This window comes from uncultured Tateyamaria sp. (genome assembly GCF_947504105.1).
In the GTDB taxonomy this organism is placed as follows: domain Bacteria; phylum Pseudomonadota; class Alphaproteobacteria; order Rhodobacterales; family Rhodobacteraceae; genus Tateyamaria.
Genome location: NZ_CANNGP010000035.1, coordinates 1 through 25,661 on the forward strand (window position 1 = coordinate 1; position 25,661 = coordinate 25,661).

25 protein-coding genes are annotated in these 25,661 nt (G+C 52.4%); 11 read left to right on the plus strand and 14 right to left on the minus strand.

Going from position 1 to position 25,661, the window contains the following annotated elements; translation table 11 throughout:
• Positions 1-35: 35 nt before the first annotated feature.
• From Q1A75_RS17885 to Q1A75_RS17915, 7 genes are all read right to left on the minus strand, one after another.
• Positions 36-659 carry a TRAP transporter large permease subunit gene (locus tag Q1A75_RS17885; protein ID WP_299592680.1) on the minus strand — a complete coding sequence of 208 codons (624 nt, stop codon included), beginning with the start codon at positions 657-659 and terminating at the stop codon, positions 36-38.
• Between the two features lie 158 nt (positions 660-817).
• Complete coding sequence (locus tag Q1A75_RS17890; protein ID WP_299592678.1) at positions 818-1,150, minus strand: TRAP transporter small permease subunit; 333 nt, start codon at positions 1,148-1,150, stop codon at positions 818-820.
• Positions 1,151-1,320: 170 nt separating this feature from the next.
• Complete coding sequence (gene dctP, locus Q1A75_RS17895) at positions 1,321-2,346, minus strand: TRAP transporter substrate-binding protein DctP (RefSeq protein ID WP_299592676.1); 1,026 nt, start codon at positions 2,344-2,346, stop codon at positions 1,321-1,323.
• A 533-nt stretch (positions 2,347-2,879) separates the two neighbouring features.
• Entirely contained in the window at positions 2,880-3,755 is an 876-nt protein-coding gene (locus Q1A75_RS17900) for an SDR family NAD(P)-dependent oxidoreductase (protein ID WP_299592674.1), read from the minus strand.
• A 53-nt stretch (positions 3,756-3,808) separates the two neighbouring features.
• Positions 3,809-4,771 (minus strand): 3-keto-5-aminohexanoate cleavage protein, encoded by a 963-nt coding sequence (locus Q1A75_RS17905; RefSeq protein ID WP_299640699.1) that lies wholly within the window; start codon positions 4,769-4,771, stop codon positions 3,809-3,811.
• 64 nt (positions 4,772-4,835) lie between these two features.
• Positions 4,836-5,828, minus strand: a complete 993-nt coding sequence (locus Q1A75_RS17910) for an aldo/keto reductase (protein WP_366142218.1) — start codon at positions 5,826-5,828, stop codon at positions 4,836-4,838.
• Complete coding sequence (locus tag Q1A75_RS17915; protein ID WP_299592668.1) at positions 5,825-6,211, minus strand: carboxymuconolactone decarboxylase family protein; 387 nt, start codon at positions 6,209-6,211, stop codon at positions 5,825-5,827. The genes Q1A75_RS17910 and Q1A75_RS17915 overlap by 4 nt, the downstream gene beginning before the upstream one ends.
• Positions 6,212-6,307: 96 nt before the next feature.
• Here Q1A75_RS17915 and Q1A75_RS17920 point away from each other — a divergent pair, with 96 nt between their 5' ends.
• The 5 genes from Q1A75_RS17920 (at position 6,308) to leuD (ending at position 11,864) form a co-directional block, all read left to right on the plus strand.
• Positions 6,308-7,228, plus strand: a complete 921-nt coding sequence (locus Q1A75_RS17920; protein ID WP_299592667.1) for a LysR family transcriptional regulator — start codon at positions 6,308-6,310, stop codon at positions 7,226-7,228.
• Between the two features lie 176 nt (positions 7,229-7,404).
• On the plus strand, positions 7,405-8,907 hold the full coding sequence (locus Q1A75_RS17925) for an aldehyde dehydrogenase (protein ID WP_299592665.1): 1,503 nt from the start codon (positions 7,405-7,407) through the stop codon (positions 8,905-8,907).
• Positions 8,908-8,917: 10 nt separating this feature from the next.
• On the plus strand, positions 8,918-9,736 hold the full coding sequence (locus Q1A75_RS17930) for an isocitrate lyase/PEP mutase family protein (protein WP_299592663.1): 819 nt from the start codon (positions 8,918-8,920) through the stop codon (positions 9,734-9,736).
• Positions 9,737-9,862: 126 nt separating this feature from the next.
• A complete protein-coding gene (locus Q1A75_RS17935) occupies positions 9,863-11,230 on the plus strand; it encodes a 3-isopropylmalate dehydratase large subunit (protein ID WP_299592661.1) in 1,368 nt (455 codons plus the stop codon).
• A gap of 10 nt (positions 11,231-11,240) precedes the next feature.
• A complete protein-coding gene (leuD, locus tag Q1A75_RS17940) occupies positions 11,241-11,864 on the plus strand; it encodes a 3-isopropylmalate dehydratase small subunit (protein WP_299592659.1) in 624 nt (207 codons plus the stop codon).
• A 19-nt stretch (positions 11,865-11,883) separates the two neighbouring features.
• On the opposite strand, the gene Q1A75_RS17945 is transcribed toward leuD, so the two are convergent.
• The gene (locus Q1A75_RS17945; RefSeq protein ID WP_299592656.1) at positions 11,884-13,488 is read right to left on the minus strand and encodes a GMC family oxidoreductase N-terminal domain-containing protein; all 1,605 of its coding nucleotides are present in this window, start codon (positions 13,486-13,488) and stop codon (positions 11,884-11,886) included.
• A gap of 1,199 nt (positions 13,489-14,687) precedes the next feature.
• Here Q1A75_RS17945 and Q1A75_RS17950 point away from each other — a divergent pair.
• On the plus strand, positions 14,688-15,662 hold the full coding sequence (locus tag Q1A75_RS17950) for a dihydrodipicolinate synthase family protein (protein WP_299592654.1): 975 nt from the start codon (positions 14,688-14,690) through the stop codon (positions 15,660-15,662).
• Between the two features lie 11 nt (positions 15,663-15,673).
• On the opposite strand, the gene traA is transcribed toward Q1A75_RS17950, so the two are convergent.
• On the minus strand, positions 15,674-19,465 hold the full coding sequence (gene traA, locus Q1A75_RS17955; protein ID WP_299592652.1) for a Ti-type conjugative transfer relaxase TraA: 3,792 nt from the start codon (positions 19,463-19,465) through the stop codon (positions 15,674-15,676).
• A 270-nt stretch (positions 19,466-19,735) separates the two neighbouring features.
• Between traA and Q1A75_RS17960 the strand changes: the two genes are divergently transcribed.
• Genes Q1A75_RS17960 through Q1A75_RS17970 form a run of 3 tightly spaced genes read left to right on the plus strand, consistent with a single transcriptional unit; the run spans position 19,736 to position 22,060 of the window.
• Positions 19,736-19,963: a TraC family protein gene (locus tag Q1A75_RS17960; RefSeq protein ID WP_299592650.1), complete on the plus strand. Its 228-nt coding sequence runs from the start codon at positions 19,736-19,738 to the stop codon at positions 19,961-19,963.
• 28 nt (positions 19,964-19,991) lie between these two features.
• Entirely contained in the window at positions 19,992-20,258 is a 267-nt protein-coding gene (locus Q1A75_RS17965) for a hypothetical protein (RefSeq protein ID WP_299592648.1), read from the plus strand.
• Positions 20,255-22,060 (plus strand): type IV secretion system DNA-binding domain-containing protein, encoded by a 1,806-nt coding sequence (locus Q1A75_RS17970; RefSeq protein ID WP_299592646.1) that lies wholly within the window; start codon positions 20,255-20,257, stop codon positions 22,058-22,060. Before Q1A75_RS17965 ends, Q1A75_RS17970 begins: the two co-directional genes overlap by 4 nt.
• Positions 22,061-22,106: 46 nt before the next feature.
• Here the strand turns inward: Q1A75_RS17970 and Q1A75_RS17975 are convergent, their stop codons facing one another.
• Both Q1A75_RS17975 and Q1A75_RS17980 read right to left on the minus strand, forming a co-directional pair.
• Positions 22,107-22,637, minus strand: coding sequence for a hypothetical protein (locus Q1A75_RS17975; RefSeq protein WP_299592644.1), 531 nt, complete (start codon positions 22,635-22,637; stop codon positions 22,107-22,109).
• Positions 22,638-22,723: 86 nt separating this feature from the next.
• Positions 22,724-23,083 (minus strand): DUF736 domain-containing protein, encoded by a 360-nt coding sequence (locus tag Q1A75_RS17980; protein WP_299506120.1) that lies wholly within the window; start codon positions 23,081-23,083, stop codon positions 22,724-22,726.
• Between the two features lie 53 nt (positions 23,084-23,136).
• Here Q1A75_RS17980 and Q1A75_RS17985 point away from each other — a divergent pair, with 53 nt between their 5' ends.
• Positions 23,137-23,322, plus strand: coding sequence for a hypothetical protein (locus tag Q1A75_RS17985; protein ID WP_299640709.1), 186 nt, complete (start codon positions 23,137-23,139; stop codon positions 23,320-23,322).
• A gap of 365 nt (positions 23,323-23,687) precedes the next feature.
• Here Q1A75_RS17985 and Q1A75_RS17990 read toward each other — a convergent pair whose 3' ends face one another.
• From Q1A75_RS17990 to Q1A75_RS18000, 3 genes are read right to left on the minus strand one after another with little or no spacing between them, the layout of a single operon-like run.
• On the minus strand, positions 23,688-24,026 hold the full coding sequence (locus tag Q1A75_RS17990; protein WP_299592642.1) for a single-stranded DNA-binding protein: 339 nt from the start codon (positions 24,024-24,026) through the stop codon (positions 23,688-23,690).
• 40 nt (positions 24,027-24,066) lie between these two features.
• Positions 24,067-24,495, minus strand: coding sequence for a thermonuclease family protein (locus Q1A75_RS17995; RefSeq protein ID WP_299592640.1), 429 nt, complete (start codon positions 24,493-24,495; stop codon positions 24,067-24,069).
• Entirely contained in the window at positions 24,477-24,929 is a 453-nt protein-coding gene (locus Q1A75_RS18000) for a hypothetical protein (RefSeq protein ID WP_299592638.1), read from the minus strand. The genes Q1A75_RS17995 and Q1A75_RS18000 overlap by 19 nt, the downstream gene beginning before the upstream one ends.
• A gap of 275 nt (positions 24,930-25,204) precedes the next feature.
• Between Q1A75_RS18000 and Q1A75_RS18005 the strand changes: the two genes are divergently transcribed.
• Complete coding sequence (locus Q1A75_RS18005) at positions 25,205-25,402, plus strand: hypothetical protein (RefSeq protein WP_299640714.1); 198 nt, start codon at positions 25,205-25,207, stop codon at positions 25,400-25,402.
• The last annotated feature ends 259 nt before the right edge of the window (positions 25,403-25,661 follow it).

The following is a 25,661-nucleotide window of genomic DNA, read 5'->3' on the forward strand; positions in this document are numbered from 1 at the left end:
TGAGAATAGCAGCCTAAATGAACCCCTGATCCATCTTAAACCGGCTGCAAATTGGTCGAAAATCTAGGACCACCTCTACCTATGACGTAAACAAATATGGTAAGCAGGCCAGGAACAAGGCCAGCGATGAGCAATTGGCCGACACTTTCGTTAGTAAGAATGGCATAAATCACCATGGCGATAGATGGTGGAATCAAGGCAGCAAAAGTACCGGCTGCGCAAATACATCCCGCGCTCAACGGGATAGAGTAACCATGCTTACTCATCTCAGGGAGGGCAATCTTGGAAAATAGGACGGAGCTTACGACGGTTGAACCGTTTATGGCACCAAAGCCACCTGCAGCAAGCGTTGTAGCATAGTACAGGCTTCCTCTTATGCCACTCGTCCACCTATGGGCAGCTGTATAGAGCTCGCTGGAAATCCCCGTAGCGGCTGTCAATGCGCCCATGAGCATAAACATTGGAACAACAACGAACGAATAATTGCTCGATACAGCATAAGGCAGATTAGAAACGGTGGTTAAAACAAACGGCGTGGTCGAGACTTGGAATAGTCCGATAATCGCCACAGTTGACATTGCTATCGCGACTGGAACTCGAATGGCCACGAGCAACAGAACACCTAGGAATATGACTGCACCAAACAACAAGGGATCCATTTATCTTACCACGCTACTTTATATATTGATTATTATCTTTAAAGGCTTTTAAGCCTCTTGAAATGCACTGAAGGCTGGAGACAATTAGACCGATGACCATGAGTGTTTTCATCGGCCAAATTGGAAAACGGTATATCGCGTCCGCGGCTTCACTAATCTCAATACTTTTGATTGCAGCTTGCCCCGCTTGCACAGCCATGAAGGAAAGCGATTAGAAGTGCTGCTGCTTCGAGCAGCTTTTTCACTTTGATGGGCGCTCCCTCAACTAGAAAGTCCACGGAGATATTTCTATCGTCTTGCACGACTTGGGGTAGAGCAAGAAAGATGATTAAAGGAAGGAGCTCTTCTGGAAGTTCCCTTGCTAGTGGAATTGGACGATTAAAAGCAAAAGTGCTGACAGCGTCTACTGTTCCAAACAACGCAACAAACAGAGCCAAGCCACATGCCACGGCTAGGAGGAATTTGGTTGAGTAGGTAAGGATCGTATGCATATGGATAAGTCATTCTTTTCGTTAAAGGTGCTTTGACCTAGGGGGCTCAGGACTAACGGGATATTTCAGATTGTTAGATTAACGCCCGTCAGGAAGGTCAAATGCAAACAGCCGCATGATGTTCTGTGCGGCTGCTTGCTCCACCTTTGGTGTCACCGATGTAAACGCTATCAGTTTTGCGCTCTTATAGCATCCGCAATTTCACCAGCTTCGGCCCCCAAACCTTGCTCTCCCATGCGATCCTGCCAAACTTTCAGAAAGTCAGGTGTCATTTCTGTAAGTTTATCCTGCTCGGTGAAGTCGACGGCAACTACGCCGTTTTCCACCATCAGTTTAAGTGCGTCCTCCCCGGCCGCCTTGACAACCTCAGAGTCACGCTTAGATGCTTCTTGGGAGACTTCGGCGATCAGTTCACGAACATTCTCAGGCCAGGAATTCCACTGATCTGCGTTCACATGAATAGCCCACGGCATGATCGCACCAAAATTGGCTGAGATGTGATATTTCGCGACTTCATAGATCTTGAGGTCAACCGAACCATTGTTTGCAAGATAGGCGCAATCGATGTTGCCACGCTGCAGACCTTCGTAAAGCTCTGCTGGCAATACTGTAACGCTGACTGCGTCAACAGCATCCCACATCAACGGTACATACGAACCAAAGCTGCGCATCTTTGCGCTCTTAAGGTCTGCAACTGTGGAAATCTCTTTCGTGCACATGAGGTGATATGTAGGCAGAGATGTGTAAAAGAGCGGCACAATGCCGTTGCGCTTGTTTTCCGCTCGCACACCTTCGAGATTTTCGATCTTCTTCATTGCATTGTGAACACCGTCAGTATCGGGATGCACAAGAGGCAATTGGCCAACACCGATCAGCGGAAGATTTGATGCATAATATGCAGGGGCCGTTGCTGAAAATGAAATGGCTCCATTTGAGACAAGGTCGAGCAACTCAGTTGATTTTCCAAGGCTTTCCGACCAGAAAAATTCAACAGAGATTTTTCCGTCACTTCGTTTTTCAATTTCGTCGCCCCACCATTGAAACAGCTCGCCATGCATCGTATTTTCGCCCAAATACCAAGCGAATTTGAGATCGAGCTCAGGATAATCGTCCTGCGCAAACGCACTCGATGAGGCAAGCAGCCCAACACTCGCTGCGATCACTGTTGAACAGATAAATTTTGAAAATTTTGACATAGTTTCCTCCCTGGTGTGCCAAAAGTCAGACTGTTATTTTTCCTCTGAGTTCGCTTGGGCAACATTCATTGCGCTAAGTGGACAGCCACCAATCTCGTGGATGTGGTACCTGCAATCTTAACTCCCTGCCGCTGTGTGCTTCTCCCTAAGGGACAGCCTAGTTTTTCGGATTGAGTATGCTCGTCGGAGGTCAAGTGCCCTCAATCGACTGCATTCAAGACCCTGAAATCACTTCAGAGTTTGATCTCTCCGATTAACGGAAATAATCGCATAGCTAGGTGGGATGGTATACAACCACAAACTAGAAACAGTTTTCCAAATATTGGAAACCACTTGCTCAGTTTGCACATCAGCGTTTCGAAGACGAAAAGGTGCCGTGTGTGGCAGCTGTTCTTGCGGTTATAGTATTTTGTCGATTTTTCGTCAACTATTTGTTAGACTAGGCTGGGCAGTATAGATTACTTGACTACAGCGTGTTCTATCGCGGCTAAATCCGTCTTGCCCACCAATTTTAGTGTAGTCGCAAAAGCGGATTATCGTCCAGCCAGTTCCTGTTCGACTTGACGAAAACCATACTCTGGAATTGAAAACGAACTCGTATCGCTGACCTGCTCCCAAAATTCAGGATTCCAATCCGCACCGTTCTCGGGATCTGCAGATCGAGCACCTGCTGTGAGCATGATGTTCGCAATAGAAAAGTGACCGCCACCAGCGCACAAAATTTTTCGGCTGGGAGCATTTTTACCAACCAGAGCAACCAATCCATGGCTTGCAAATTCAGGAGCCAATTGATCGAGCACCTCTGGCTCGAGTATGCCTTCCATCATTTGTGTAGAGGCCGTGGGCGCAAGACAATTTATTTGAATACCATACTTATCGCCCTCAATGGAAAGTGATTGCATAAAGCCAACGAGCGCCATTTTTGCTGCTGCATAGTTTGTCTGTCCAAAGTTACCGAACAACCCAGAGCAAGACGTCGTCAACACAATCCTCCCATAGTTTCGACTGCGCATGATGTCCCACACAGCTTTGGTACAAACTACGGATCCCATGAAATGAACATCCATAACGAAACGAAAGTCGTCGAGATTTAATTTTGCAAAGCTTCGGTCTCGTAGAATGCCGGCGTTATTTACGAGAATATCGATTTGGCCGTAGGATTGGACAACGAAGTCGACCATATCCGCTACACCCTGTTCGTCCGTCACAGAAGTTGCAAACGATAATGCTGATCCATTTGCGTCGGTAATTTCTAAAGCGACCTTCTTTGCAGCTTCTTCATCCAAATCGTTGACAAGTACAGAAGCTCCACGCCGGGCAAGTTCGAGTGCATGAGTTCGTCCCAATCCGGCTCCTGCACCTGTGACGATGGCCACTTGACCAGCAAGTTCATCTTGATTTTCAAACATTCGATACCAATTCCTGTAGCTTATATTATTTTTCCTGACTCCAGATCTGTGTTTCAGAAGGAGACCTGATCATAGCCCTTTAAGTTGAGCTTCTCTCGTGTCTCTTCAGGAGTCGCAATTTCAAATCCTCGAGCCTCCAATAAACCCCGGATTTTTAAGACTTGCTCGGCATTAGAAGCCGCCAATTGGCCTCGATCAATATATAGGGAGTCCTCCAGGCCAACTCTGACGTTTCCACCCATCTCTGCAGCGATCGGCGCTAACTTCATCTGCGCACTGCCGGCACCTAACACCGACCACTCATACCCATCCCCAAAAAGTCGATCGGCTGTCTGCTTCATGAATATTAAGTTCTCAATTTCAGAACCGATGCCGCCCAAAATTCCCAAAACGAATTGGATGAACAGTGGAGCCTTAAACATGCCTTGTTCGACACAGAACTTTAGATTGTAAAGGTGTCCTACATCATAACACTCGTGCTCGAATTTAACGTGATGTTTTCCACCCAGCTCCTCGGCCACCTTTGCAATGTCTGCAAAACTGTTCTTGAACACGTAGTTTTCTGACTTTCGAATATAGTCTTCTTCCCAATCAAACTTGTATTTTTTGTACCGATCCGCGAGAGGATGAAATGAAAAGTTCATTGACCCCATATTCATCGAGCACATTTCAGTAGATGTACGGCGAGCAGGTTCAATTCTATCTTCAATCGATGTCTTCAACGAGCCACCTGTCGTGATGTTTACGACCGCATCAGTGCTTTGCTTGATACGAGGCAGAAAACGCATGAAATGCTCTGGATCAACAGACACTTCCCCAGTTTCTGGATGCCGCGCATGAAGATGTATGATTGCGGCACCTGCTTCAGCAGCTGCTATTGCTTGTTGCGCAATGTCGTTTGAAGTATAGGGCAATGCACTCGACATAGTAGGCGTGTGGATAGCTCCTGTAATTGCGCAAGAAATGATGACTTTCTTATTCTTCATGTCCGGTTTTTCGTATTCTGTTGTTTTCATTTCGATGAAGTAGCTGATCTAAGAAGACTGTAGTATCGAACCCCAACTCCTTTGCTGCAAGGGGTTACATCTGAACGCCCTTAAAACCTTCTTCGGTATAGCGTTCGCCCCTTGCAGCACCGGGAGGAATAGCACGATCTAGTTCGTCGAGGATTTGTTGATCCAGCTTCACAGAGGCGGCCTCAGCATTTTCGGTAAGGTATTGGATATGGCGCGTCCCTGGGATTGGGATGATGTTGGCTTTTTGCGACATGAGCCAAGCCAGTGCGACCTGAGCTGGTTTTAGATCCAGTCGATTTGATATGTCGGCGACAACAGAAACTAGGTTAACGTTCTCGGAGAAATTTTCTGGGTGAAAGCGAGGTAAGTTGTGACGAGCATCTTCCTGATGCAACTCACCTGGAGTCTTGTATGCTCCGGTGAGCATACCTCGACCTAAGGGACTATAGGCAACAAATGCTACGTTATGCTTTTCACAACAAGGCAGAACAGATTTTTCGGCGTCCCTGGTCCAAAGAGAGTACTCTGATTGCACCGCTGCAACTGGATGGACGGCACACGCGCGTTCTAGGTTTTCTGATGAAATTTCACTGTACCCGAAGGAGAGTATTTTCCCCTCTTCTACAAGTTCAGCCAGTGCGCCGGTGGTTTCCTCTATAGGCGCTTGGGGGTCAATTCTATGGACGTAGTAAAGGTCAATCACATCGCGCTTGAGTCGCCGCAATGACGCTTCACACGCCTTTTTCATGTAGCCTTTTGAGTTGTTTAGACCACGCGCGTATCCACCACTTTGTTGGCGCACGATACCAAACTTCGTTGCAATCCTTACTGGAAGGTCGGAACCACTTGTGAATTTGGCCAGAAGCTTTTCATTGTGGCCGGAACCGTACATGTCCGACGTATCAAAGAAATCTATGCCAAGATCAGCTGCGGCGTGAAGCACTTCAAGGGACTCATCATCATTCGTGGGTCCATAGAATTCCGACATACCCATGCAGCCGAGTCCTATAGCTGACACGTCAAAAGGAGCTGTACCAAGCTGTCGCCTATTCATCATTTTTGTCCTTTTTCGAAATCATCTGTGGCGCTTGCAAGTACCTTGATACCGTTGATAGCTCGCGGATAACCCGCGAAATTGGCCATCTGAATAACGATTTCAATGAGTTCGGATTTCTTCACACCGACGGTCAGAGCGGCTTGGATATGCGTGTAAAGCTGCCTTTCAGCACCGCCCAGAACAATCAATGCTGCGACGGCACACATTTCCCGCGATCGCAGATCCAGTTGTGGCCGCTCGTAGATGTCTCCAAACGGGAACTCAATAATATACCGAGCAAAATCGGGTGAAACGGCATTGATTTCGGCGAGCGCTTTTTCACCATCACCTCCGACAATCTTTGCAAAGTTCTTAAGCCCGCGCTCGTATCTACTATCTGCCACATGATCTCCAATTCCAGTTTACCTTTGGCAATTTAGCTTTGCATGTTTGGAAAGTGTAACCTTGACTTGGAGAACCGTTTTCCATTAATAGAAAGCATGGACTGGAACGACTTACGATTTTTTCTCTCTGTTGCAAGAACAGGGAGCCTCTCAAGTGCTGCTAAGGAGCTCAATGCAAGCGCATCAACGGTGAGCCGTCGTATTGAGCAACTAGAGGCGACACTGCAGATCGCATTGTTCACGAGGCATCAAAGTGGATATCTGCTGACCGATGACGGAAACGACTTAATGGAGCACGCTAATCGGGTCGAAGACTCGGTAGGCGAGCTCGAGATGAGTGTTGTAGGCAGGGACAGGCAACCTGAAGGACTTGTCAGATTAGCAACTGCCGAAAACCTCGCCAATTTCCTAATTATCCCAGAGTTGGGCCCATTTTCATTGCGCTATCCGAAAATCACTCTTGAGATTGTAACAGGGATAGAGCGTGTAAATCCTTCCAAGCATGAAGCTGATATCGCAGTACGTCTTGTCCGACCGACACGCGGCAATGTTAAAGTCCAAAGGGTAGCGGTTCAAAAGTTTGGCTTATATGCATCAAAGTCATTCCTGGAGTTGCGATATGGAGATAATTTTGATCGCAACTTCCAACGTCAACCGGATGATCGTTGGATCGTCTGGGCGGATGACTTTTCGCATCTACCAACCGCTGAACTAGTTGGTCGAATTTTGGCCGGTCAACGTCCAAGCCTCATCACTCATAGTGTGATGGCGCAAGTTATGGCCGCGAAAGCTGGTCTTGGAATGGCAGTACTGCCTTGTCTGCTAGGCGATATGCACAGCGATCTCATTCGGCTGCGCTTTGAAGGTGAAATGACCGAGCAAGAAATTTGGTTGGTGACACAGCAGGATCTTGTCGAGTCTGCAAGAGTTAAGGCCGTTTCGGGATTCGTCAGGGAACTGTTCGAGCGGAACAGAGATCGGCTCTACGGCGCCGGGTCGAAAGCAATTTCTAGCTAGTAGCGGAATCCCAATTGAGGATTCACGCGGTTTTCCAAAAACAGAAAAACACTTCCTGAAATACTGCAGGGTGCATCAAGTTTTTGTGTGTCATAAAGGCGCGAACATTAAGGAGTGTGGGTTTGTGTCAGGGTAACTGGCGTAAAGCAAGCTCCCACTATTCAGGAGTTTGTGCAGTGACAGAACTATCAAAAATCGAGCAACCCAACGCAGCAGATGATAAATACCTGCTGTACATTGATGGCGAGTTTCGTTCCGCCGAGAACGACTCAACCCTGCCGTCTGAAAACCCGTTCACAGGTGAAGTTTGGGCTGAAGTCCCTTCGGCATCTGAATCAGATGTTGATAGTGCTGTAAAAGCTGCTCGTAAGGCCTTGTCGGGTCCTTGGGGGCAAATGACGGCTCGAGAGCGCGGCAAATTACTTGGAAAACTGGCAGACTTGCTTGCTCAAAACGCTGAGCTCTTGGGAATTCTCGAAGCCAAAGACAACGGCAAACTCCTAAAGGAAATGAGTGGGCAAACACAGTATCTTCCGGAGTGGTTCCACTACTTTGCTGGAGCCGCTGATAAACTCAATGGTGAGGTCATTCCTTCAGAACGTCCGAACTTCCATATTTATACTCGCCACGAACCAGTTGGTGTCGTGGGAGCAATTACTCCTTGGAATTCTCCATTGATCTTGCTGGCCTTTAAATTAGCCCCCGCTTTGGCTGCAGGCTGTACATTTATTGTCAAATCCTCCGAGCATACCCCTGTTTCCACACTCGCATTTGCGAAAATCGTTCACGAGGCTGGGTTTCCCGCAGGTGTCTTCAACGTTGTTTCAGGCGGGCCCGAAGTTGGTGCGTTTCTTTCGAGCCATCCCGGTGTCAACAAACTTGCATTCACCGGTTCTGATGCAACGGGTAAAAAAGTACTTTGTTCGGCTGCAGAAAACTTCACTCGCGTGTCTTTGGAGCTTGGGGGCAAGTCCCCGAACATCGTGTTTGAGGATGCAGATATTGATGCAGCAGTGAACGGTATTGTCGCCGGTGTCTTTGCCGCTACCGGACAAAGCTGTATGGCTGGTTCACGTCTTGTGGTTCACCATTCTGTAAAAGACGAACTCCTTGAAAAGCTGGTTGCTAGGGCCAAGTCGATTAAATTGGGCGATCCAATGGATCCGGAAACAGAGGTTGGTCCGATGGCCACTCGCCCACAATTTGAAAAAGTCAAAGGTATTCTCAAACAGGCCGCAAACGACGGAGCAACTTTCCTTTGTGGTGGCGGTGCCAGCGAAGAGCACCCCGGCTTCTTCATTGTTCCCACTGTTGTAGATGATGTTCACTCGGAAATGGATGTGGTGAAGAACGAGATCTTCGGGCCAGTCATCTCGGTTCTTACTTTTAGTACAGAAGAAGAGGCGATTGAGATTGCCAACGATACGCGGTTTGGTCTTGCGGCGGGAATTTGGACATCGTCGGTTCAACGAAGCACACGTGTTGCGCATCAAGTAAAAGCTGGAACAGTTTGGATAAACGCCTACCGTGTTGTCGCTCCAAACGTACCGTTCGGCGGTTTCGGTCATTCAGGCATAGGCCGCGAAAATGGGTTTGATGCCATGAAGCAATACTCTGAGGTCAAAGCTGTTTGGGTCGAGACTTCTGGGACAACGCGCGACCCATTCGCTGTAGGGTAGGAGGTCCTCTATGAACTGGTTTTCTCAAAGACTGAGAAACCAGTCGTCGGGAATACTGAAGCTCCCTGGTGCATTTGACGCGCTGTCGGCTAGGCTTATACGCAGTGAAGGCTTTGAGGCCATCTATTGCGGTGGATTCGCGACGGTTGCCAGTCAGTTTGGTCTTAAGGATAACGGTTCGGTCGATGTCCGCGGCTTGGCTTCAGCGTTTGGGCGCGTCAAACGAGCAACGCCTGACAAACCGCTTCTAGTCGACGGCGACACCGGGCACGGAGATGTCGATCGTGTTCGAGAATCGGTTAAGTTGTTCGCCGCCGAGAATGTTGATGCAATCCACATCGAGGACCAGACAAATCCAAAGTGTTGTGGGCAAAATGGTGACCCGCTAGTCGAGCCGCTAGCGAGCGCAGTTGAACGAATTGTGGCGGCCAAACAGGCCGCAACACCGTTCAAAATCGCAATCATTGCTCGAACAGATTGTCTGCGTTCGAGCAACCTGAATCATGCAATTGACCGATGCAACGCATTCTTGAAGGCCGGAGCGGATGCTGTCTGGATAAATGGGCTAGAACTTGAAGACTGCACCGCGTGCTTGGTCAATGCTATCGACGCCCCTCTTTTTTTTAACCTTGGCAGTACAGCTCTCAACGACAAAAACCAGGTAAGAACCCTGTCAGAGTTGGGATTCTCAGCGGTGATTGCACCTGGTCATGCGCTCTTGAGCGCTGCCTCTGCTATGCAGGTCAGCTTTCGATTGGCATCTGACCAGGTTGGCACAAATGCAATGCCAGTGGATGAATTGAACCGCTATTTGAGGGATGACGTCTAGTTTTGATGTTGCAAGCAGTTGAACTGAATGAAAATTCATATTCGCTTTGCGTGAGCGGTCAATTCGTATGCAGTGCAACAATAGGACTTTCGGAGTAATAGAAAAGTGTCGGGATCTCTCAATCTAGTGGACAAGTTGTGGAACGAACATTTCGTGTCGTCGTTGCCCGACGGAAGAGACCTTTTGTTCATCGACCGTCACATACTACACGAGGTTTGCAGCCCCCAAGCTATATCTATCTTAGAAAAAAAAGGCCTAAAGGTCGCGCATCCAGAATTAACATTTGCTACAATTGACCACATAGCGCAAACACATCCGCTCAAAAGGTTCCGCTCGGGTGGTGTAGGAAACGAATTATCGCTAGCGATCCGAAAAGCAGCGCAGACTCATGGTTTCGAATTATTTGATCTCAACGATGAACGCCAGGGCATCGTTCATGTGACTATGCCGAGTTTAGGCATAGTTCAACCCGGCATGTTCGCGGCATGCGGTGACAGTCACACGTGTTCCTTAGGTGCCATCGGGTGCCTGGGATTTGTAGTCAGTATCAGCGAAATTGCTCAGATATTGGCGACACAAACGATCTACAGGTCACGACCCAAAACACTGAAGATAGAGCTAAAGGGCGAGTTACAGAAAGAATGCTCGGCGAAAGATGTTATCCTGTGGTTACTTGGCAAGATCGGCGTAAACGGTGCAACAGGATTTGTCATTGAGTTTTGTGGCAAATTCGTTGAGGACCTATCTATCGAAGGACGTTTCACGCTTTGTAATATGGCTGCAGAAATGGGGGCTTTTTCGGCTGTAATTGCGCCGGATCGAAAAACGATTGAATTCCTCGAGGGCGCGGAATATGCGCCGAAAGAGGAACAGTGGCGTGAGGCCGTTGTGAAGTGGTTAGAACTAACTTCCGACGACGATGCCAAGTTTGATCGGCAAATGACCTATGATGTCAGCCTTGTAGATCCACAGATTACATGGGGCACACGACCAGATCACGTCATCTCTGTGACCGATCACATGCCTTCCGACTTCGAAGCACAGCATGTTTCAACGGCGCTGGACTACATGGGATTATCGACTGGAAAACCGATCGAAGGCACGCCGATTGATACCGCTTTCATCGGGTCATGTACCAACGGTCGTTTATCCGATCTTATTTCGGCAGCAGCGTTTGTCAAAGGTCGTAGAGTGGCGGAAGGCGTGAGGGCCATGGTGGTACCAGGCTCAAGAAATGTACAAAATGAGGCTGAAGCCCGCGGCCTGGACAAGATCTTTGTGAAGGCTGGGTTTGAGTGGCATTACTCAGGTTGCTCCATGTGCGCTGCTCTTAACAATGACAAAGTTGGTCCATTTGAAAGGTGTATCTCGACATCGAACAGAAACTTTCCTGGGCGGCAGGGAATTAACGCACGCACGCATTTGGCAAGCCCTGCAACTGTTGCTGCAAGTGCCATCGAAGGCCGTATTTGCGATCCCCGTAAAGCAGGATAAGTCTAGTTAGATGATTAAAACGATCAATGCACCACTCGCCTTTCTTCAGAAAGATGACATCAGTACGGACGAGATTATTCCTTCCCGGTTCCTGCTTACGACATCGGTGGAGGGTCTGGGAAAGGGTCTTTTCCACGACCTACGTTATGATTCTGACAACAAACTCAAAGAAGATTTTGTATTGAATAAGCCTCCGTTTCAGAGCGGATGTGTATTGGTTACTGGAAGAAATTTTGGTTGCGGAAGTTCGCGCGAACATGCTGCTTGGGCACTCAAGGAATTTGGCGTGGAGGCCATAGTTTCAGAGAGCGCTGCGACAAATTTTGACCGTAACGCGGCACACAATAATCTGCCGGTAATCAAAATTTCCAAAGAAAACGTTGGACTACTTGAGCGACTGGCCACCACTGAGCCCGAGGTACTTCTGGCATCTATCAATCTAGGCGATAGGAAATTGATCACCGCTACTGATTGTCAAATTTCATTTTCATTGTCTCGGCTGCAAGAAGAGTTTTTAAGTTCGCCGATTCCAGATATCGACAGGGCTCTGGCACAAAAAAACGAAATCGCCAAAACATGGTCCCGCCTTGCTCACAATATTAGGGGTAGATCACCCTCAATGAGTGGCAAATGAAGGTAGGGTTCGAACAGTATTACTGGGAACCACCTTTTTGAGCGCCAATCATATCAGCCGCTTTCTCTGCGATCATCATAACAGGTGCATTGATGTTACCGCCCGTCAAGTCCGGCATAATGGAAGCATCAACTACGCGCAGTCCTTTGACACCCACAACACGTAGGGAACTATCAACGACGCGTCCGGGATCAGTTTCATCTCCCATCCGGCACGTTCCCGCGGGATGATGAACCGAAATGGCAGTTGAAGCGATATGATCATCGAGAGAGTTATCGTCTTCTGCAGTAGGGCCGACAATACTGCTAATATGTTCTGACAGTGGTTCTGTTCGTGTGAATTCCAGCAGGCGCCGCAAGCCATCTCGTAGGAGCGATCTGTCCGCATTGGCAGTCAAGAAGTTCTGTTCAATAAGAGGTTTGTCGAAAGGATCTGGCGAACGCAAGCGAATTTGCCCTCGACTTTCCGGGTGTAGAACAACCGCACGCAACGTGAACAGATCCTGTCTCGGTTCGGAGATTAAAGGGAGCCATGGCTTGGCAGACAGCGAACCGGCAACTGCAATAACCTGTAGATCCGGCTGCTCTGTTGAATTTCGAATTTGGAGAAAACCCATGTCGCCGACAGGTAACTGGCTTCCAATGCCGGCGCCACTCACCACCCAATTCATCATTGAAGCCGCTAATCGATCTATACGTAGATTGTTTATTAGTGTCCCTCGATCAGACCGCTCACATATGACAGACGATGATATGTGATCCTGTAAATTCGCTCCAACACCAGGTAGATTGATACGGCATGAAATCCCATGCTCTTCGAGCTCATCGGCACGACCGATACCCGATAACATTAGCAATTGAGGGGAGTTTATCGCCCCACCGCAGAGCAATATTTCCTCAGATACGCGTAGCGAGAAATCACGACCCTTGCGTCGGCATCTGAGCCCAACAACACGATCTCCGTCGAAAACCAATCCAGTTGCATGGGTCCGAACCATAACCTTGAGATTTGGGCGTGACAAAACTGGGTGCAGATAGGCACTTGCTGAACTGGCACGTCGTCCATTGGCGCGGGTCATTTGCCAGGGTGAAAAACCCAAGGTATCTGTGCTGTTATAATCTGTACCCAAATTATGGCCTAAGCGATGAACAGTTTCGCGAAAGCTGTCACAAATTGGGTCGGAAAAATCACTCGGCTCAACTGTCAGTGGTCCGCTTGTGCCGCGCATTCCCGAATTTCGGCCTGTCCAGTCTTCGATCTTTTTGAAATAGGTCAAAAGAGAGTGATGATCCCAACCTGACAGTCCTGCATCGTCCCACCGATCGTAGTCGGCTGGATGGCCTTTGACCCAGGCCATTGCGTTTGTTGAAGACGACCCCCCAATCACCTTTCCACGGGCACACTCCATACCGCGGCCAATCTGTTTGTCTATTTCCGTATCATATCCCCAATCTGCGATCTTTCGACCAAGCAATACTGGCCATGCCAAGGGCAACCGGATCAATGGATGCCAATCCCAGCCCCCGGCTTCGATCAAAAGAACCTTAACATTCGGATCGGAGCTGAGCCGGTTTGCCAACACGCACCCGGCCGAACCGGCTCCAACAACGATATAGTCCCACATTTAGGTCAATCTCACCTCGCAGTACCGACTCTCTACTTTAGCAACGAGGTTTGATGTCAATATACGCCCAGCTGTTAGAAACGTATTTCTAAATATGGAAGGCCGCACAACAATCCCCAATGTCGATCCAAAGGGTCTTTGACTTGGGAGTGGGCAAAGGCTGAGGGTCTGATGCTGCCAACTTGGTGTTTGCGACTAACAGGCGCTCGTCGAGAAAAACTGCTCTGGTGACGGTCACGTTATAGGCACCTTGTGGCGATTAATGCATCCGCTTGCGTTTGCCTAGGCGCGCATTTCGGTACTCATCGAAGCAGCGCTACGTATGGAGGATCGAGATCGCCAAGCCCTGGCGATATCCCTTATCATGAGTGACCAACGAACCGCTGTTGATTGCGCTATATCTGTAGAGTTCATGGCAGCTCGCCAATGCCTTCTGGGCTTGATCTCGAACCATGCGGTTGTAATTGGCGAGCCATTGGCGATCAACAAACAGCCATCAAAGATTGGTATCGAGTACCTGAATCTCGCAATGCAAAAAGTACCTACCGGTCGGTTTCGTTAAGATCACAGCTGTTCGCAGAAAGTAGTCCCCCGGCACAAATCCCTTGAACGCGTTCTCCACATACTGAACCCGCATCGAGATTTGCTACCAATCGCGGTGATGGCACGTTGACTGTACTACCCGAATGCTTCCAAATATCGACGAATTTGACTAGAAGGCGGAACAGCAGCGTGTGATGCAAGACAAAGGCGACAACACGTGCTGTAACTTTCGATCTTACTGTCCACAACTTCAAGAGGACGTTTCTTGTATTCCGATCTGCACAGGAGATCGTGTCCATTGATGAACAAGTATGATGTCGTAGACATTGGACCCTGAAGTTGTGGACAGTAAGATCGAAACCCCTTTAGTTTACCGGAATACCCCAACCTTTGCCTACTCTCGAACCAGCTTTCCAAATGTGGAAAGCCGATTTTCAGACTTTGGCGTCAGTAAATCTCTATTTATCTGCTAACTCTAACAACGTTCATTTATTGCAGCCTGCACGCTATCGCATTTAGAGCTGTTTCATTGGCCTGATGCTCGCTGGACCGCTTTGGCAGAAACCAAAGACTGGCGAGACTGCAGATATCTGCGCACAGAAACGCCTGACGTTCAAATCATCGAAGACATTGCTCGAGTACGTGAAGGATGAGCCATGAATCAGACCACCTCTCTCTCCAAGGCTTTGACAGCCGATGCGTTCTCCAGCGGCGTCATCGCCTCGACATTGACACCGTTTTCTGAAGCCGGATCGATCCAAACCGACGCTGTCACCGACCAGGCAAAGCGTCTTGGGAAGATCGAAGGCATACTTGGGATCGCCGTCAACACGACCACTCGGGAGCGGCAGTCGATGAGCCAGACGGAGCAGATCGAGATCATCAGGCGAACGCGCGAGGCGCTCAGCACGGACCAGCTTTTGCTCGCCTGCGTCGGCGCTCTGTCGAACGGTGCCATTGACGAAATTACGGCCTGTGCAGACGCCGGCGCCAACGCGGTGATCACCTTCCCGCCAAGCTGGCGCGAAGGGCCGTCTGCACCGGCCCTGAACGACCATCTGTCTCAACTGAGAGATGCGGCTGACAGCCTCCCCCTACCCATCATCGCGGCGATCGGGGACGGGCATCGGCAGTCCAATGGGACTTGTCCGGAGATCGCCGAGCTCGCGCGGACCAGCCGGAAAGTCATCGGTGTCGATATGGGCACCCATGACAACGTCCTGCACTACGATCAGTCCTACTACGCTTTGAAAACCATAGACCGGCCGCTGGCCTGCCTGCCTTCATCTGAGGCAGCCCTCTTCCACAATCTCAACACCGGGGCAGACGGCGTGATCTCTTGTCTGGCCTATGTCGCGCCTCATGAGGTCTCTGCCCTCTACCGCGCGACCAGGGCCGGAGTCACCCATGAGGCCCAAGCGCTGCACAACAAGCTCGCACCGCTCATTGGTCTGATCTCCGGGCGCGACAAGACCACACGTGAGATGGTTCTGCGCCAGATTGCCCATAGCCGCGCATTATTGGCCTCAACAGACGCCAGTGGTCTTTCTGACACACTCGATACCTGCACCATCCACACCATCGAGCAGACTCTCGACGAGATCGCGCTCACGCCGATCGAATGGTGGTGACCGGCCGCTCGCTAGCGCTCGATCCCGCGCGAGTGGTCCTTGCCACGCTCCGGTGTGCGATCCAGCCTTTGTATCTGCTCGCGCATTTGGCTCATCACGGGTATGGCATGGGCGACCCCGTCGGCGCGCTCCTTTATGAACTTGCGCTCCGACGCTGATCTCGATGCCAAAGCCGGGTCCCGCTCGATCCCTTTCCGGATCGCCTCGTCCCCCTTGCCGTAGCGCTCGGCAAGGCCCTGGCGGAACCGCACAACTTCCTGCGCCGAGACCCTATCCGTCATCAAGAGCCGCGTCAGATCATCCTTCGCCGGCCCGGACGCCATCTGATGCACTTGTGCCATCTGCGCCATGTAAGCGGTTGCCTGTGGTGACAGATCGGGGATCGGCTTACGCATCGCAACGCGCTTTGTTTCATGTCGGTCTATGATATTGAGTTTGATCTCCTCCAGCGCGGTCAGATGTTCGTCCACCTTGCGGGCCATCGTCGGTGTCAGCTCCAGGGCCGTGCGGCGTTCGGAATTGGCGATCCCGAGCCGGGTCTTGCCCTGCATCTCGCCGAAGCTTTCAGATGACCGTTCGATCTCGGAGACTAAGGCTTTGCGGTCCCCCCGCTCGGTGTAGCGTGCGACCATCCGGTCCACGGCCTGGTCCGGTTCAACGTAAATCCGGAAGGCTGCATCCTGCGCTAAGGCGAGGCTCGGCCGCGCGGCGATATCTTCGGCAGCGCGCGTGCGGATGTCGCGATCTTCCAAAGGCGGCAGATCGGGCACGGCCTCGATGAGTGGTTTTTCGGGCGGCATGTTGGACCTCACTTTGTCTGGTGTTTGGTCGGCAGAACGGTCAGGGGTTTGGGTCGGCGTGCGATCCGGTCCTTCCGTGAAGGCCGTTGCCCGCGCGCGATCCCAAGGACGAACCCGCTCGGTTAGCGGCAGCAGGGTCGCCTGCTTTTCGGCCCATTGCGCGGCGAAGACCTCAGACCAATTTTCGCGGGCGAACGACTTCCAACCGTTGGGCAACCCATCCAGCACCGGCGCATCCTCATTCGGTTGATGGGATCCATGGGTCAGGATTGCGTCTTTCGGAAAGACCGATTTGAGGTCGGTGTTGAAGGATCGCAGCTCTTCTGCCGACAGCGCGAGGTTGAGTTCATAATGCGCCGAGCGTGTGAACCTCCGCGCCTTGCGACCACGCATGGTTTCTGATGCGAGGTTGTGGGACAGGCGGTTGACCGATTGCTGCAAGTGAACGGACATCTCGGGCGGCCGCGGTGCCGGCGGAGCACGCCGCAAAGGCTCCTTGCCCCCTTCCCTTTCCAGTACAAAGACCGACTTGTCGGGCATATTTTCAGGCTCCGGCACAGGATGACGCAACCGGCCAAACCGTTCCGCCAGTCTGTCGAAGCGCTCGCGGAGATAGTGCACATTGGCTTTGACAAAGTCGGTAATGACGCGCGTGGTCGAAAAGCCGCGTCGTTCGGCAAAGCCGCGCACGATATCCTTGTAGTCTACACGATCACGATAGAGCGCGGTGGAGTCCTGCAGCCGATCACGGCACATCAGCTCGACCAGCTCGCCCTTGCTGCGATAATCCTCGCGGGACGCGTAGAGAGAGACATCATCGCGGTGCCGTGTCAGCGCCACATAAGCGAGCTGCGCGTCCATCGTTGGCGACAGATAGACAAAGGCGCGGTCGACCGTGTTGCCCTGTTCCTTGTGGATCGTGCGCGCATAGCCATAGTCGATATGGTTGTACTCATTGGCCCGCAGGGTGATCGGATCGACCTGTCCTTCCACCAATACCTTGAGCCGGTTCCGCTCGGCTTCTGCCACCTGCCCTGTCGATCCGTTAAACACACCAAGGCTGCGTTCGTTCTTCAGGAACAGGATCTGATCGCCTGCCGCGAAAGGCTTCTCGCCGCGCTCTGATGCAAAGATGTGTTCAGTACCGAGCGCATTTTTTGACTTCAGCATCTCCCGCGCCTCGACGTTTAGCGCGATCACATCCTTGTTGCGATGTGCCATGATCGTGACATCTGCGGACGCTTGATGGTAGGGCATCCAGTCCGCAATCAAAGCGGCGCGCGCGTTCTCATTGCTCTCAGACCAGCCGAGCTTGTCGTGCTCCAGATAGGCGGCGACACCCTCGCCCGCCCTGCCAGACCCGAACGCGATCGCGGCCTCACGCATCCATGGCTCGTGCTGGCGGACGACAGAATCGAGTTCGCTATATCCCGTCACATCGACAAAGGCCCGGAAGGCGGCACCGGCCTGAATGGGCTGCAACTGCCGCGCATCGCCCAATACGATCATGCGTGCCCCGGCCTCGTTCAAGGTGCGTGTGATGCTCTCCATCTGGCGCGAGGACACCATACCGGCCTCGTCCATCACGAAGACAGTCTTGGCATTCGGAAGCATGTCCCCCTTCGCCCATTGATACTCCCAGGACGCCAACGTGCGGCTTTCAATGCCTGCCTCCGAGCGCAGATTGTCCGCGGCAATCCCCGCCAGGGCCCCACCCACAACCGTGTAGCCTTGCCGCTCAAACGCGATCCGCGTGGCCTCAGTCGCCGTCGACTTACCTGCGCCGGCATAGCCCACAAGAGCTGCCGCACCTGTCTCACGTGTCAGGTGTCGAACGACCATCTTTTGTTGATCCGTGAGATCGAACCCGCGCTTTGCCTCAAACGCTGCATAGGCCTTTTCCAGATCACGATCCGCAATGGGGGCGGACTGCCGCCGTGCCAATCCATCGATATTCTGCAGCATCTGATGCTCGAGCTCGACCATAGTTCGAGTCGAGAACATCGCCTCGCTTGTCGCATCTCCCGTGAATGGATCAAAGGCGGGTGCTGCCACCGGCACCAACTCTTCATGCGCGCCCACATGATAAAAGAGTGCCTGGAATTCAGCAGGGGTACATTCGGTGCGGTGGATCTCCCGCGCGATGTCGTGGCGGGTGAATACCGCCTTTTGTGTCGTAATCTTTTTGAGGATCAGCGCCGGATCATCCGCATAGCGCAGATAGTTTTCCCGGGCGGCAAGCTTGGCCTTCTCGGCCAGTTCGGACACTTCACCGCGCGCATCCATATTGTCGGAGGCTGGTCCGCGATGCTTGCTTGGGACTGCATCGATCCCAAGCTCTTCGAATGAGCGATGATCGACCCGGATGTCATATCCGTGTTTGGCCAGATGATGGTTTTGCGTCTCCGCCCAGGCCGCCCGCATCCCGCGCAAGCGCTCCATACCACCCGTAAACTGCTTATAGCGGATCTTGCCGTCAGACCCGCGCAGAGCCTCTCCATCATCGCCAAGAATCGGCACACGTTTGGCCCCAAAGCCTTCATCCGTGAGCGACCGCAGCGAGGTCATCAGATGCACATGCGGATTGTCAGCCATGTCATGATAGGCCCAATCCGCGACGACGCCATGCGCCGAAAGTTCGCACGATACGAAGTCCCGGACCAGTTCGATGTTCTGCTCTGTGGTCAGCTCAACCGGTAAAGCGAGAACAATCTCGCGCATCAGCTGCGCGTCTATACGCCCCTCATTGGCTTCCACCGCATTCCAGAAATACGCACTTGTCTCCGGCGCTGAATGCTCCTCAGCAAACGCAGCGATCCAGTCTGGCGCATCCTTCGGCAGCGCAAACTCCGAATGCGCGTTACCGCCTTTGCGGGAATAGTCGATTTCTTCGGCGGTCTCCTCGCGCTCCATCCTGGCGCAATGCCGATAGGCAGCCGCGGCAACGGCGGACCGTCCGCCTCCCTTGCCGATGATCTGCGCCGAAAGATGGTAGATCGCCAAGTCCCGTCTCCTTTCCGGCCCGCCTGCGTTCGACGTCGCTCATGTCCAGTCGACTAAGACCGCCTCTGTCGCTCCAGCACCGCTTCACCCGTCTTTTCGTGCGGCCCTCGGCGGCCGCACCTGTCGCTTGCGACGTATAAGTGCGCCGTTGTCCTAGATTTTCTATCGCATATTTACCGTTGTGTCTATCGTTATATATAGCGATATTATTTGAAATACTGTATCGTCGGCTCAAAGACCCTCGATGCCCAAAGACAGGAGACACTACCCATGGCCAGAAAACCCAAATCCGTCGTCGATATCGACAAAGAGATCGAAGCCCTCAAGGCGCAACGTGTTGCCGCCCTTGAGGCACGCGCAGACCAGATCGGAAAGATCGCCGGCAAGGCCGATCTGACGACGTTGGAAATCACTGACGCGGAATTGCAAAAGGAGTTTCAGGCGATTGTGGACCGATTTCGCCGCAAGACTTCTGCCTCCGCTCCTGCGAACACTTGATGCCAAAATTGCCAAGGGAGGCCAACTGATGCAACGCGCCAAACACGCAGACCGGAAGCAAGAGACGCGCAGAAAAATCCTGATTGGTGAGGCTGCGATGCGCGCAGGCGCGTCTCACTTGCCGCTCGACGAGCTCGAAGCGGTTCTTGCCCACTATGTCAAAGCAGGTGGCAGCAAAGAGCTCCAGTCTTTTGTCGCTGCTTATAGCACCTTAGCCAAAGGCGGAAGCGAAGCGAACCGCCGAGGCGATGTCGAGAGCGGGCCGATGGTGCGTTCCGAAAGCATGTTACAATGATCTACAAGCCGGACGTCGCCCCCTATCGCTGGTTGATCATCGGCACTATCGTTTGTGCTCTGTGTGCGGGATTGGTGTATTGGATTTTCTTTCAATACACCGCATATCGCACAGCGGACGGTGCATCGATCCCGATCAAGTGGGACTATGTGAAAGCTTGCCTACACCCATTCGACAAAGCCTATTGCGGTCAGATCAAAGCGGCGATGTCCCTAAACTCGGAACAACAATTCTATCTCGGCACAACCACCTTTGCCGCCTTTGTCGTGATGGCTGTCGGTTGTTTCGGCTATCTGATTTGGGAATGGGGATTGCGGGTTAAGCCGCTCATCATCAAAGCCGGACTGACCATCGCCGGTCCAAAAGAACTCGTCGCTGCATCCAACAAGGAGATCAAACGCGACGCAAAAGGTCTGCACTGGTTTGGTGATTTCATCGTCAGCCGTTTGCGCGAAGTGAATCACTTTCTGGTCTTCGGCGCGATTGGTGGCGGTAAGACACAGACGATCCTGCCGCTGCTCCGATCGGTCATGGAACGCGGCGACAAGGTCGTCGTGTTCGACTTCAAAGGTGATTACACCCGCATGGCGTTCTCAAAGCCCACGGGCGCGAAAGAGCCGCAGGCACCGCTCCTTCTCGCACCTCATGATGACCGTTCGGTGATCTGGGACATCGCCAACGATCTCATCGTCGAAGAGGATGCGATCGAGGTGGCGAACCGAATTATCCCAGAAACCAAGGATCGGTTTTTCTCAGACTCGTCGCGGACAGTGCTGGCGCTCTGCATCATCACGCTGATGAAGACCAAGCCGCAAAAATGGACATGGTGGGAGTTGATGGAAACCACGCAGCTGCCGCTAGAGCAGTTGCAGACCTTCGCCAAAAAGTATCATCGTGATGCGATGATCTATCTCAATGCGGACTACCGTCAGGTGTCCGCGACGATCTCAACTATGGCCGCAGGGCTAGGCGCGGTACGCATGCTCGCCTATGGATGGCGATCAAGCGAAGGCAAGCGCAAGACGTTCTCCCTGCGCAAGTGGTTGCTCGATGAGGAGACGAAGGATCGCACGCTTGTGCTGCAACGTTCGGGGCGGTTCCAAGATCAGTCTGAGGGATGGATATCGGCCTTTCTGACGGTGATGTCGTCCAATGTGTCGGATGTTTCCTTCGGTGACAGCACAGACCGTAGGGTCTGGCTGTTCGTCGATGAGTTCGCGCAATTGCCCAAAGTCCATCGGTTTGAGGCCATGCTGGAAACCGGACGCTCCAAGGGTCTTGCTGTCGTTTTGGGGATACAAGGCGTGGAACAGCTGGTCGCCAAATACTCGCAGCAGGTCGCAGACCAGATCGAGTCTTTGATCGGTACCAAGGTAATCGCCAAGATCAATGTTGGGCAAACGGCACGGCGGCTCGAAGAGCAGTTCGGCAATACCATCATGATCACCCATAGGCGGGACACCGATGGCGGCGGACGGCTCAAATGGATGCGCGAAGAAAAGCGCGAACCTGTCGTGCATCGCACCGATTTTCAAACCGAACTTGGCCCGCTTCTGCACAAGAAGGGGGTCTACGTTCTGGTCAGCGGGATCGGCAAACATATCTATCGCGTGCTGGTGCCCTATTCGAAATCCGTCGACATGCGCGCGGCTGAAAAGCCCGCGTCATGGACGATGAGGTTGCGGGAAATTTTCGAAGACGAGGCGGAAGTCGCCAAGCAGGATGATATCACCGCACAGGAAGAGATGCGGTTTGGTGAGAGAGATCGTGATGATCCGGGATATGATCTGTCGCGTGACTAGAGTGATATCTGTCGAGAAGAAAACCGTCGGCACGCACTAATGGAGCTTAAAACTTGAACACGGCCTTTCGCTCATTGGCCGGCTTGATGATGTCGCCCTTGGCGTCTAACCGGATCGCCACTTTCGGATCGACAGAGTAGAGCCCGTTGCGGTTCTGTCGTTTGAGCAATCCCGCATCAGCAAAGCGGGAGCGCCAGCGTTGGATCGTCACCGTTGTTGTAGAGAGGCGCTCGGCACTGTCATCCATGCGGCCGATAAAGCCTGTTTCCTGAATGTCCTGACAAATGTCAGCCAGCACCCGACAGGCGATGTTCTCTTTGGCCTTGTTATAATGCTCTTTGACCTGTCGAAAGAGGTCGATATTCACGCCTAGATGGTCCGGAGTCAGGTCTTTGCTCTGTGGCGGTCCCTCGAAGAACTTCACATTTTTGGCTTCAAATAGTGTCTCTTCGTCACTCACAGTACACCCGTGCATTTGACATGTCCCAACCCCTGTTTCCCCTGTGTGTCTCCCTTTTTGCCCATCAAGCGTGGTGACATCGGTGGAATCAGTAACGGAATTGAATGTTTTTGTCATCTCCAAGTGCCTGAACGTTATGTGTGACGTGAAGATCGTCAATCGGCCCCGATGGTGGGAGGTCCACCGGGGCCGATCCTCTCAGGTTAGGCTGCCTGCTGGTTGCTGGCGGCCTGGGGTTCGCGTGCGGACCAGAGCATCAGGTGGGTGACATTGTCATCACCGATTTCGTCGAGCGCGATGACGTTGGCGTAGATCGCCATGGCGCCAAGCTCGGGGGCGGCCATTTTCACCGACAGGTAGTCGTTGCCGGTGGTCTCGGAGGTCTTCTTCCAGGCGGCACCGATTTCGTAGGTGCCATTGGCGAAGACGCGGTAGTCGGGCTGATCGCTGTGGGCCTTTGCGTTGGGGACGATCGTGATCTTGGAGCGAACGGCCATTGTGGCGAGTGTGCCGGTGAAGATGTCTTTTTCGTTCTTGGTGAGAGATGCGAGTTTGTTGCTCATGGTATTTTCCTCTTAAGTTGTCAGGAACCATTTCCTGATGACACTGGACAAGCATGGGTGAAGCCGAGAAAACGCACCGAGAAAAACCGAGTGGTGCGGCTCGCAGCCGGGCAAGCGCAGCGCAGAACGGCGAGAACTCGGTCGGGCTTTTCGACATTGCGTTTTGGAGCGCCCATGCCCAGTGGCGGTCAATCAGGAACTGGTCCCTGACGGCCGATTTGAGTGAGGAAATCTTTTGAGCAATTTGCACCTCCTCCCAAAACAGAACGAAAACGTCAGGCACCCCCCCTTGCCCCACGGCCAGCCTGCACAACATCCCGGCCCCGGATAAAGGCCCATAGTGATCAGACCTGCATTACATGCGCCCTATGGCCCCCAATCCTGCTGCCGCCGAAGACATCTGTTCCACCGGTCATGATCGATCTGGCGAAAATGGCATCTTCGAGCTGGCACAGGTCATCAACTCAAGTGATTGCGCGTCACCGTCGGTGACATGTTTTTGTCCACCGCTCTGACCTGCCCCGAAGTCTGGCTGCGACCGGAAGGCTCTGATGACGGGATTTGCTCCGGATTTGCCTGATATCGGGGTCGCTTGATGATCCGCTTAGTGATCGGTCGGGCCGTCAATATGCTTGTGCAGGAGATCGAACCGCATGATGACGAGATCCACCGCGCGCCGTTTGGCGTCTGCATCGTCGGTGAACGTGGTGGTGCGCACATAGCCTTCAAAATGGACCAAGTCGCCTGGTGTAAGCTGGTCCGTGAGCTCAGCGCGTAACCTGTCCTTGAAGCAGATGATGGTGTTCCAGGCGGGACGTGTCGGGGTTCTGGTGTCGGCCCTATAGCCATCGAGCTCGTGATAGACCGTGAGAACGAGCGCCTTCTTATAGGGCTTTATGGTGCCGATGCGCACGATGGCGTCCCATGTGAACGAGCCGCTCATGCGCTTACTCTACGAGCCAGCATATCGAGGCCCGTTATCATCATCCGCACCATGGCCGCGGCCCGCGTCGCGGATAGGGTTCCGCCAGACCGGCGGCCAGCATGGCTGGGCCGATTTCGCCACTCTTCACCCAGAGTCGCGCCAGCGCGCGACCGTACCGGTCTTCGCCGTCGAATTCGATCTTTCGCAACCCAGTATTGAGCAATTTGGTGAGATATTGAGTGGCTTGGTCCGCAGTCTTCCGCTCGGCGGCGCAGCGCCCTTGAACTTCGGGCGTATCAATTCCGATAAGGCGTATTTTTGTGCCTTCGTACCAGAGTGTGTCTCCGTCAACGACGCAGGTTACCCGGCGCTCATCTGGCAGGCAGAGCCGCCATGTCAGTTCTTGGGCAAGAACCTGGCTTGGAAAGACGGCACAAAGGGCGACCCCAACGGCCGATGCTGTATGGGCTAAGCATCGTCGCGACATTCGGGGCGAAACTCGTGCAGATGTTGGAAGTCGACGAACATGCCGTTGAGGTGAAAAGCGCCGAACATATCAGACTCATCACCATAATATCGGTTCAGAGATCCGACATAGTCTTCAATCCGATCGCGATAATCCGCGTCGTTCACAGTGTAGGGAAAACGCTCAGCGCCTACCACCCGGCAATCCTGGACCGCGATGATGTGCCAGCCAATGTCGCGGATGTCGAAAGTGTCGATCTCGGCTTTTGTCAGCCTGTTTGTGCAAAGCGGCTGACAGAGGTCTTTGTTAACCGGCAAGGCAGCACGTGCGTGTTTGCTGACAAAGAGTTGCCGACTGCGCAATCGGTTGGCGAGCATCAGAACGAGATCGTCAAGGCGCTCTTCGTCGAGCGCCTGCATCAAGCTTTCCTTGAAAGGATTGTCGAGCTGTTTCAAAATACTGCTCCTTGTACATAAGCCAAAATATCGATGTATATAACGATATCTATCTATACTATACATCTCGCGATATGGAAGCGGGCTGCACCATCACAACGTGTATTAGTTTGTTACATACACGTGGAACCGGCGAATGACGCACTCTTGTAAAGACCTTAGGTTTGCTGCAGCGCGGCGGAAAGGAAACAGGTTTCTGAAATAAGCGCCAGATTGAGCACGTTTGCGCTTATCGCAACCTGCGGCTGATCACGCATTTAGATGTTGTCAAACATATGACCCCTGCCCTCAAGACAGGCAAACAGTTCGCGTTCAAGGTAAAGGCGAAAAACCTCGTCGGACAATGGGAGCTTATTGCGGGTGAGATAGTCGGCAAGCAGAGTGAAGATTTGCTGCACGTCGCCGCGTTTCAGAGCCTGATCAAGCGCCTGGCATTCGTCTGGATCAGTGAATCTCAAGTGGTCCATTGGTAGGTCTCCTCGATAACGAGGCCACGACCCAAAGCCGGGTGTTAAGAACCTTCTGTGACAAAGGCGCGCCGCTTTTGGGCGCGAGCGCCTTGGACATCACAGCGCCACCCGGCCGCAAGGCCGTTCGGGCTGTCACAGAGAGGTTCTTAAGCCTCACGCTTCGTGTGCGAAGCGCTTCAGTGTTATGCTGCGTTTGCGCGATATTTGCAATGAAAACAGTGGAAGTTGGTGTGTTTGATGTTCCACAAGTGCGGATCACCCG

Bases quoted from the DNA above. Each gene is read 5' to 3' on its own strand.
- Q1A75_RS17975 (WP_299592644.1), bottom strand. From the start codon at position 22,637: ATGACAAAAACATTCAATTCCGTTACTGATTCCACCGATGTCACCACG.
- leuD (WP_299592659.1), top strand. From the start codon at position 11,241: ATGATTAAAACGATCAATGCACCACTCGCCTTTCTTCAGAAAGATGAC.
- Q1A75_RS17985 (WP_299640709.1), top strand. From the start codon at position 23,137: ATGGGTGAAGCCGAGAAAACGCACCGAGAAAAACCGAGTGGTGCGGCT.
- Q1A75_RS17950 (WP_299592654.1), top strand. From the start codon at position 14,688: ATGAATCAGACCACCTCTCTCTCCAAGGCTTTGACAGCCGATGCGTTC.
- Q1A75_RS17960 (WP_299592650.1), top strand. From the start codon at position 19,736: ATGGCCAGAAAACCCAAATCCGTCGTCGATATCGACAAAGAGATCGAA.
- Q1A75_RS17995 (WP_299592640.1), bottom strand. From the start codon at position 24,495: ATGTCGCGACGATGCTTAGCCCATACAGCATCGGCCGTTGGGGTCGCC.
- Q1A75_RS17965 (WP_299592648.1), top strand. From the start codon at position 19,992: ATGCAACGCGCCAAACACGCAGACCGGAAGCAAGAGACGCGCAGAAAA.
- Q1A75_RS17910 (WP_366142218.1), bottom strand. From the start codon at position 5,828: ATGATGAATAGGCGACAGCTTGGTACAGCTCCTTTTGACGTGTCAGCT.
- Q1A75_RS17920 (WP_299592667.1), top strand. From the start codon at position 6,308: ATGGACTGGAACGACTTACGATTTTTTCTCTCTGTTGCAAGAACAGGG.
- Q1A75_RS17890 (WP_299592678.1), bottom strand. From the start codon at position 1,150: ATGCATACGATCCTTACCTACTCAACCAAATTCCTCCTAGCCGTGGCA.
- Q1A75_RS17885 (WP_299592680.1), bottom strand. From the start codon at position 659: ATGGATCCCTTGTTGTTTGGTGCAGTCATATTCCTAGGTGTTCTGTTG.
- Q1A75_RS17900 (WP_299592674.1), bottom strand. From the start codon at position 3,755: ATGTTTGAAAATCAAGATGAACTTGCTGGTCAAGTGGCCATCGTCACA.
- Q1A75_RS17990 (WP_299592642.1), bottom strand. From the start codon at position 24,026: ATGAGCGGCTCGTTCACATGGGACGCCATCGTGCGCATCGGCACCATA.
- Q1A75_RS18005 (WP_299640714.1), top strand. From the start codon at position 25,205: ATGACCCCTGCCCTCAAGACAGGCAAACAGTTCGCGTTCAAGGTAAAG.
- Q1A75_RS17945 (WP_299592656.1), bottom strand. From the start codon at position 13,488: ATGTGGGACTATATCGTTGTTGGAGCCGGTTCGGCCGGGTGCGTGTTG.
- Q1A75_RS17970 (WP_299592646.1), top strand. From the start codon at position 20,255: ATGATCTACAAGCCGGACGTCGCCCCCTATCGCTGGTTGATCATCGGC.
- Q1A75_RS17930 (WP_299592663.1), top strand. From the start codon at position 8,918: ATGAACTGGTTTTCTCAAAGACTGAGAAACCAGTCGTCGGGAATACTG.
- Q1A75_RS17905 (WP_299640699.1), bottom strand. From the start codon at position 4,771: ATGAAAACAACAGAATACGAAAAACCGGACATGAAGAATAAGAAAGTC.
- dctP (WP_299592676.1), bottom strand. From the start codon at position 2,346: ATGTCAAAATTTTCAAAATTTATCTGTTCAACAGTGATCGCAGCGAGT.
- Q1A75_RS17980 (WP_299506120.1), bottom strand. From the start codon at position 23,083: ATGAGCAACAAACTCGCATCTCTCACCAAGAACGAAAAAGACATCTTC.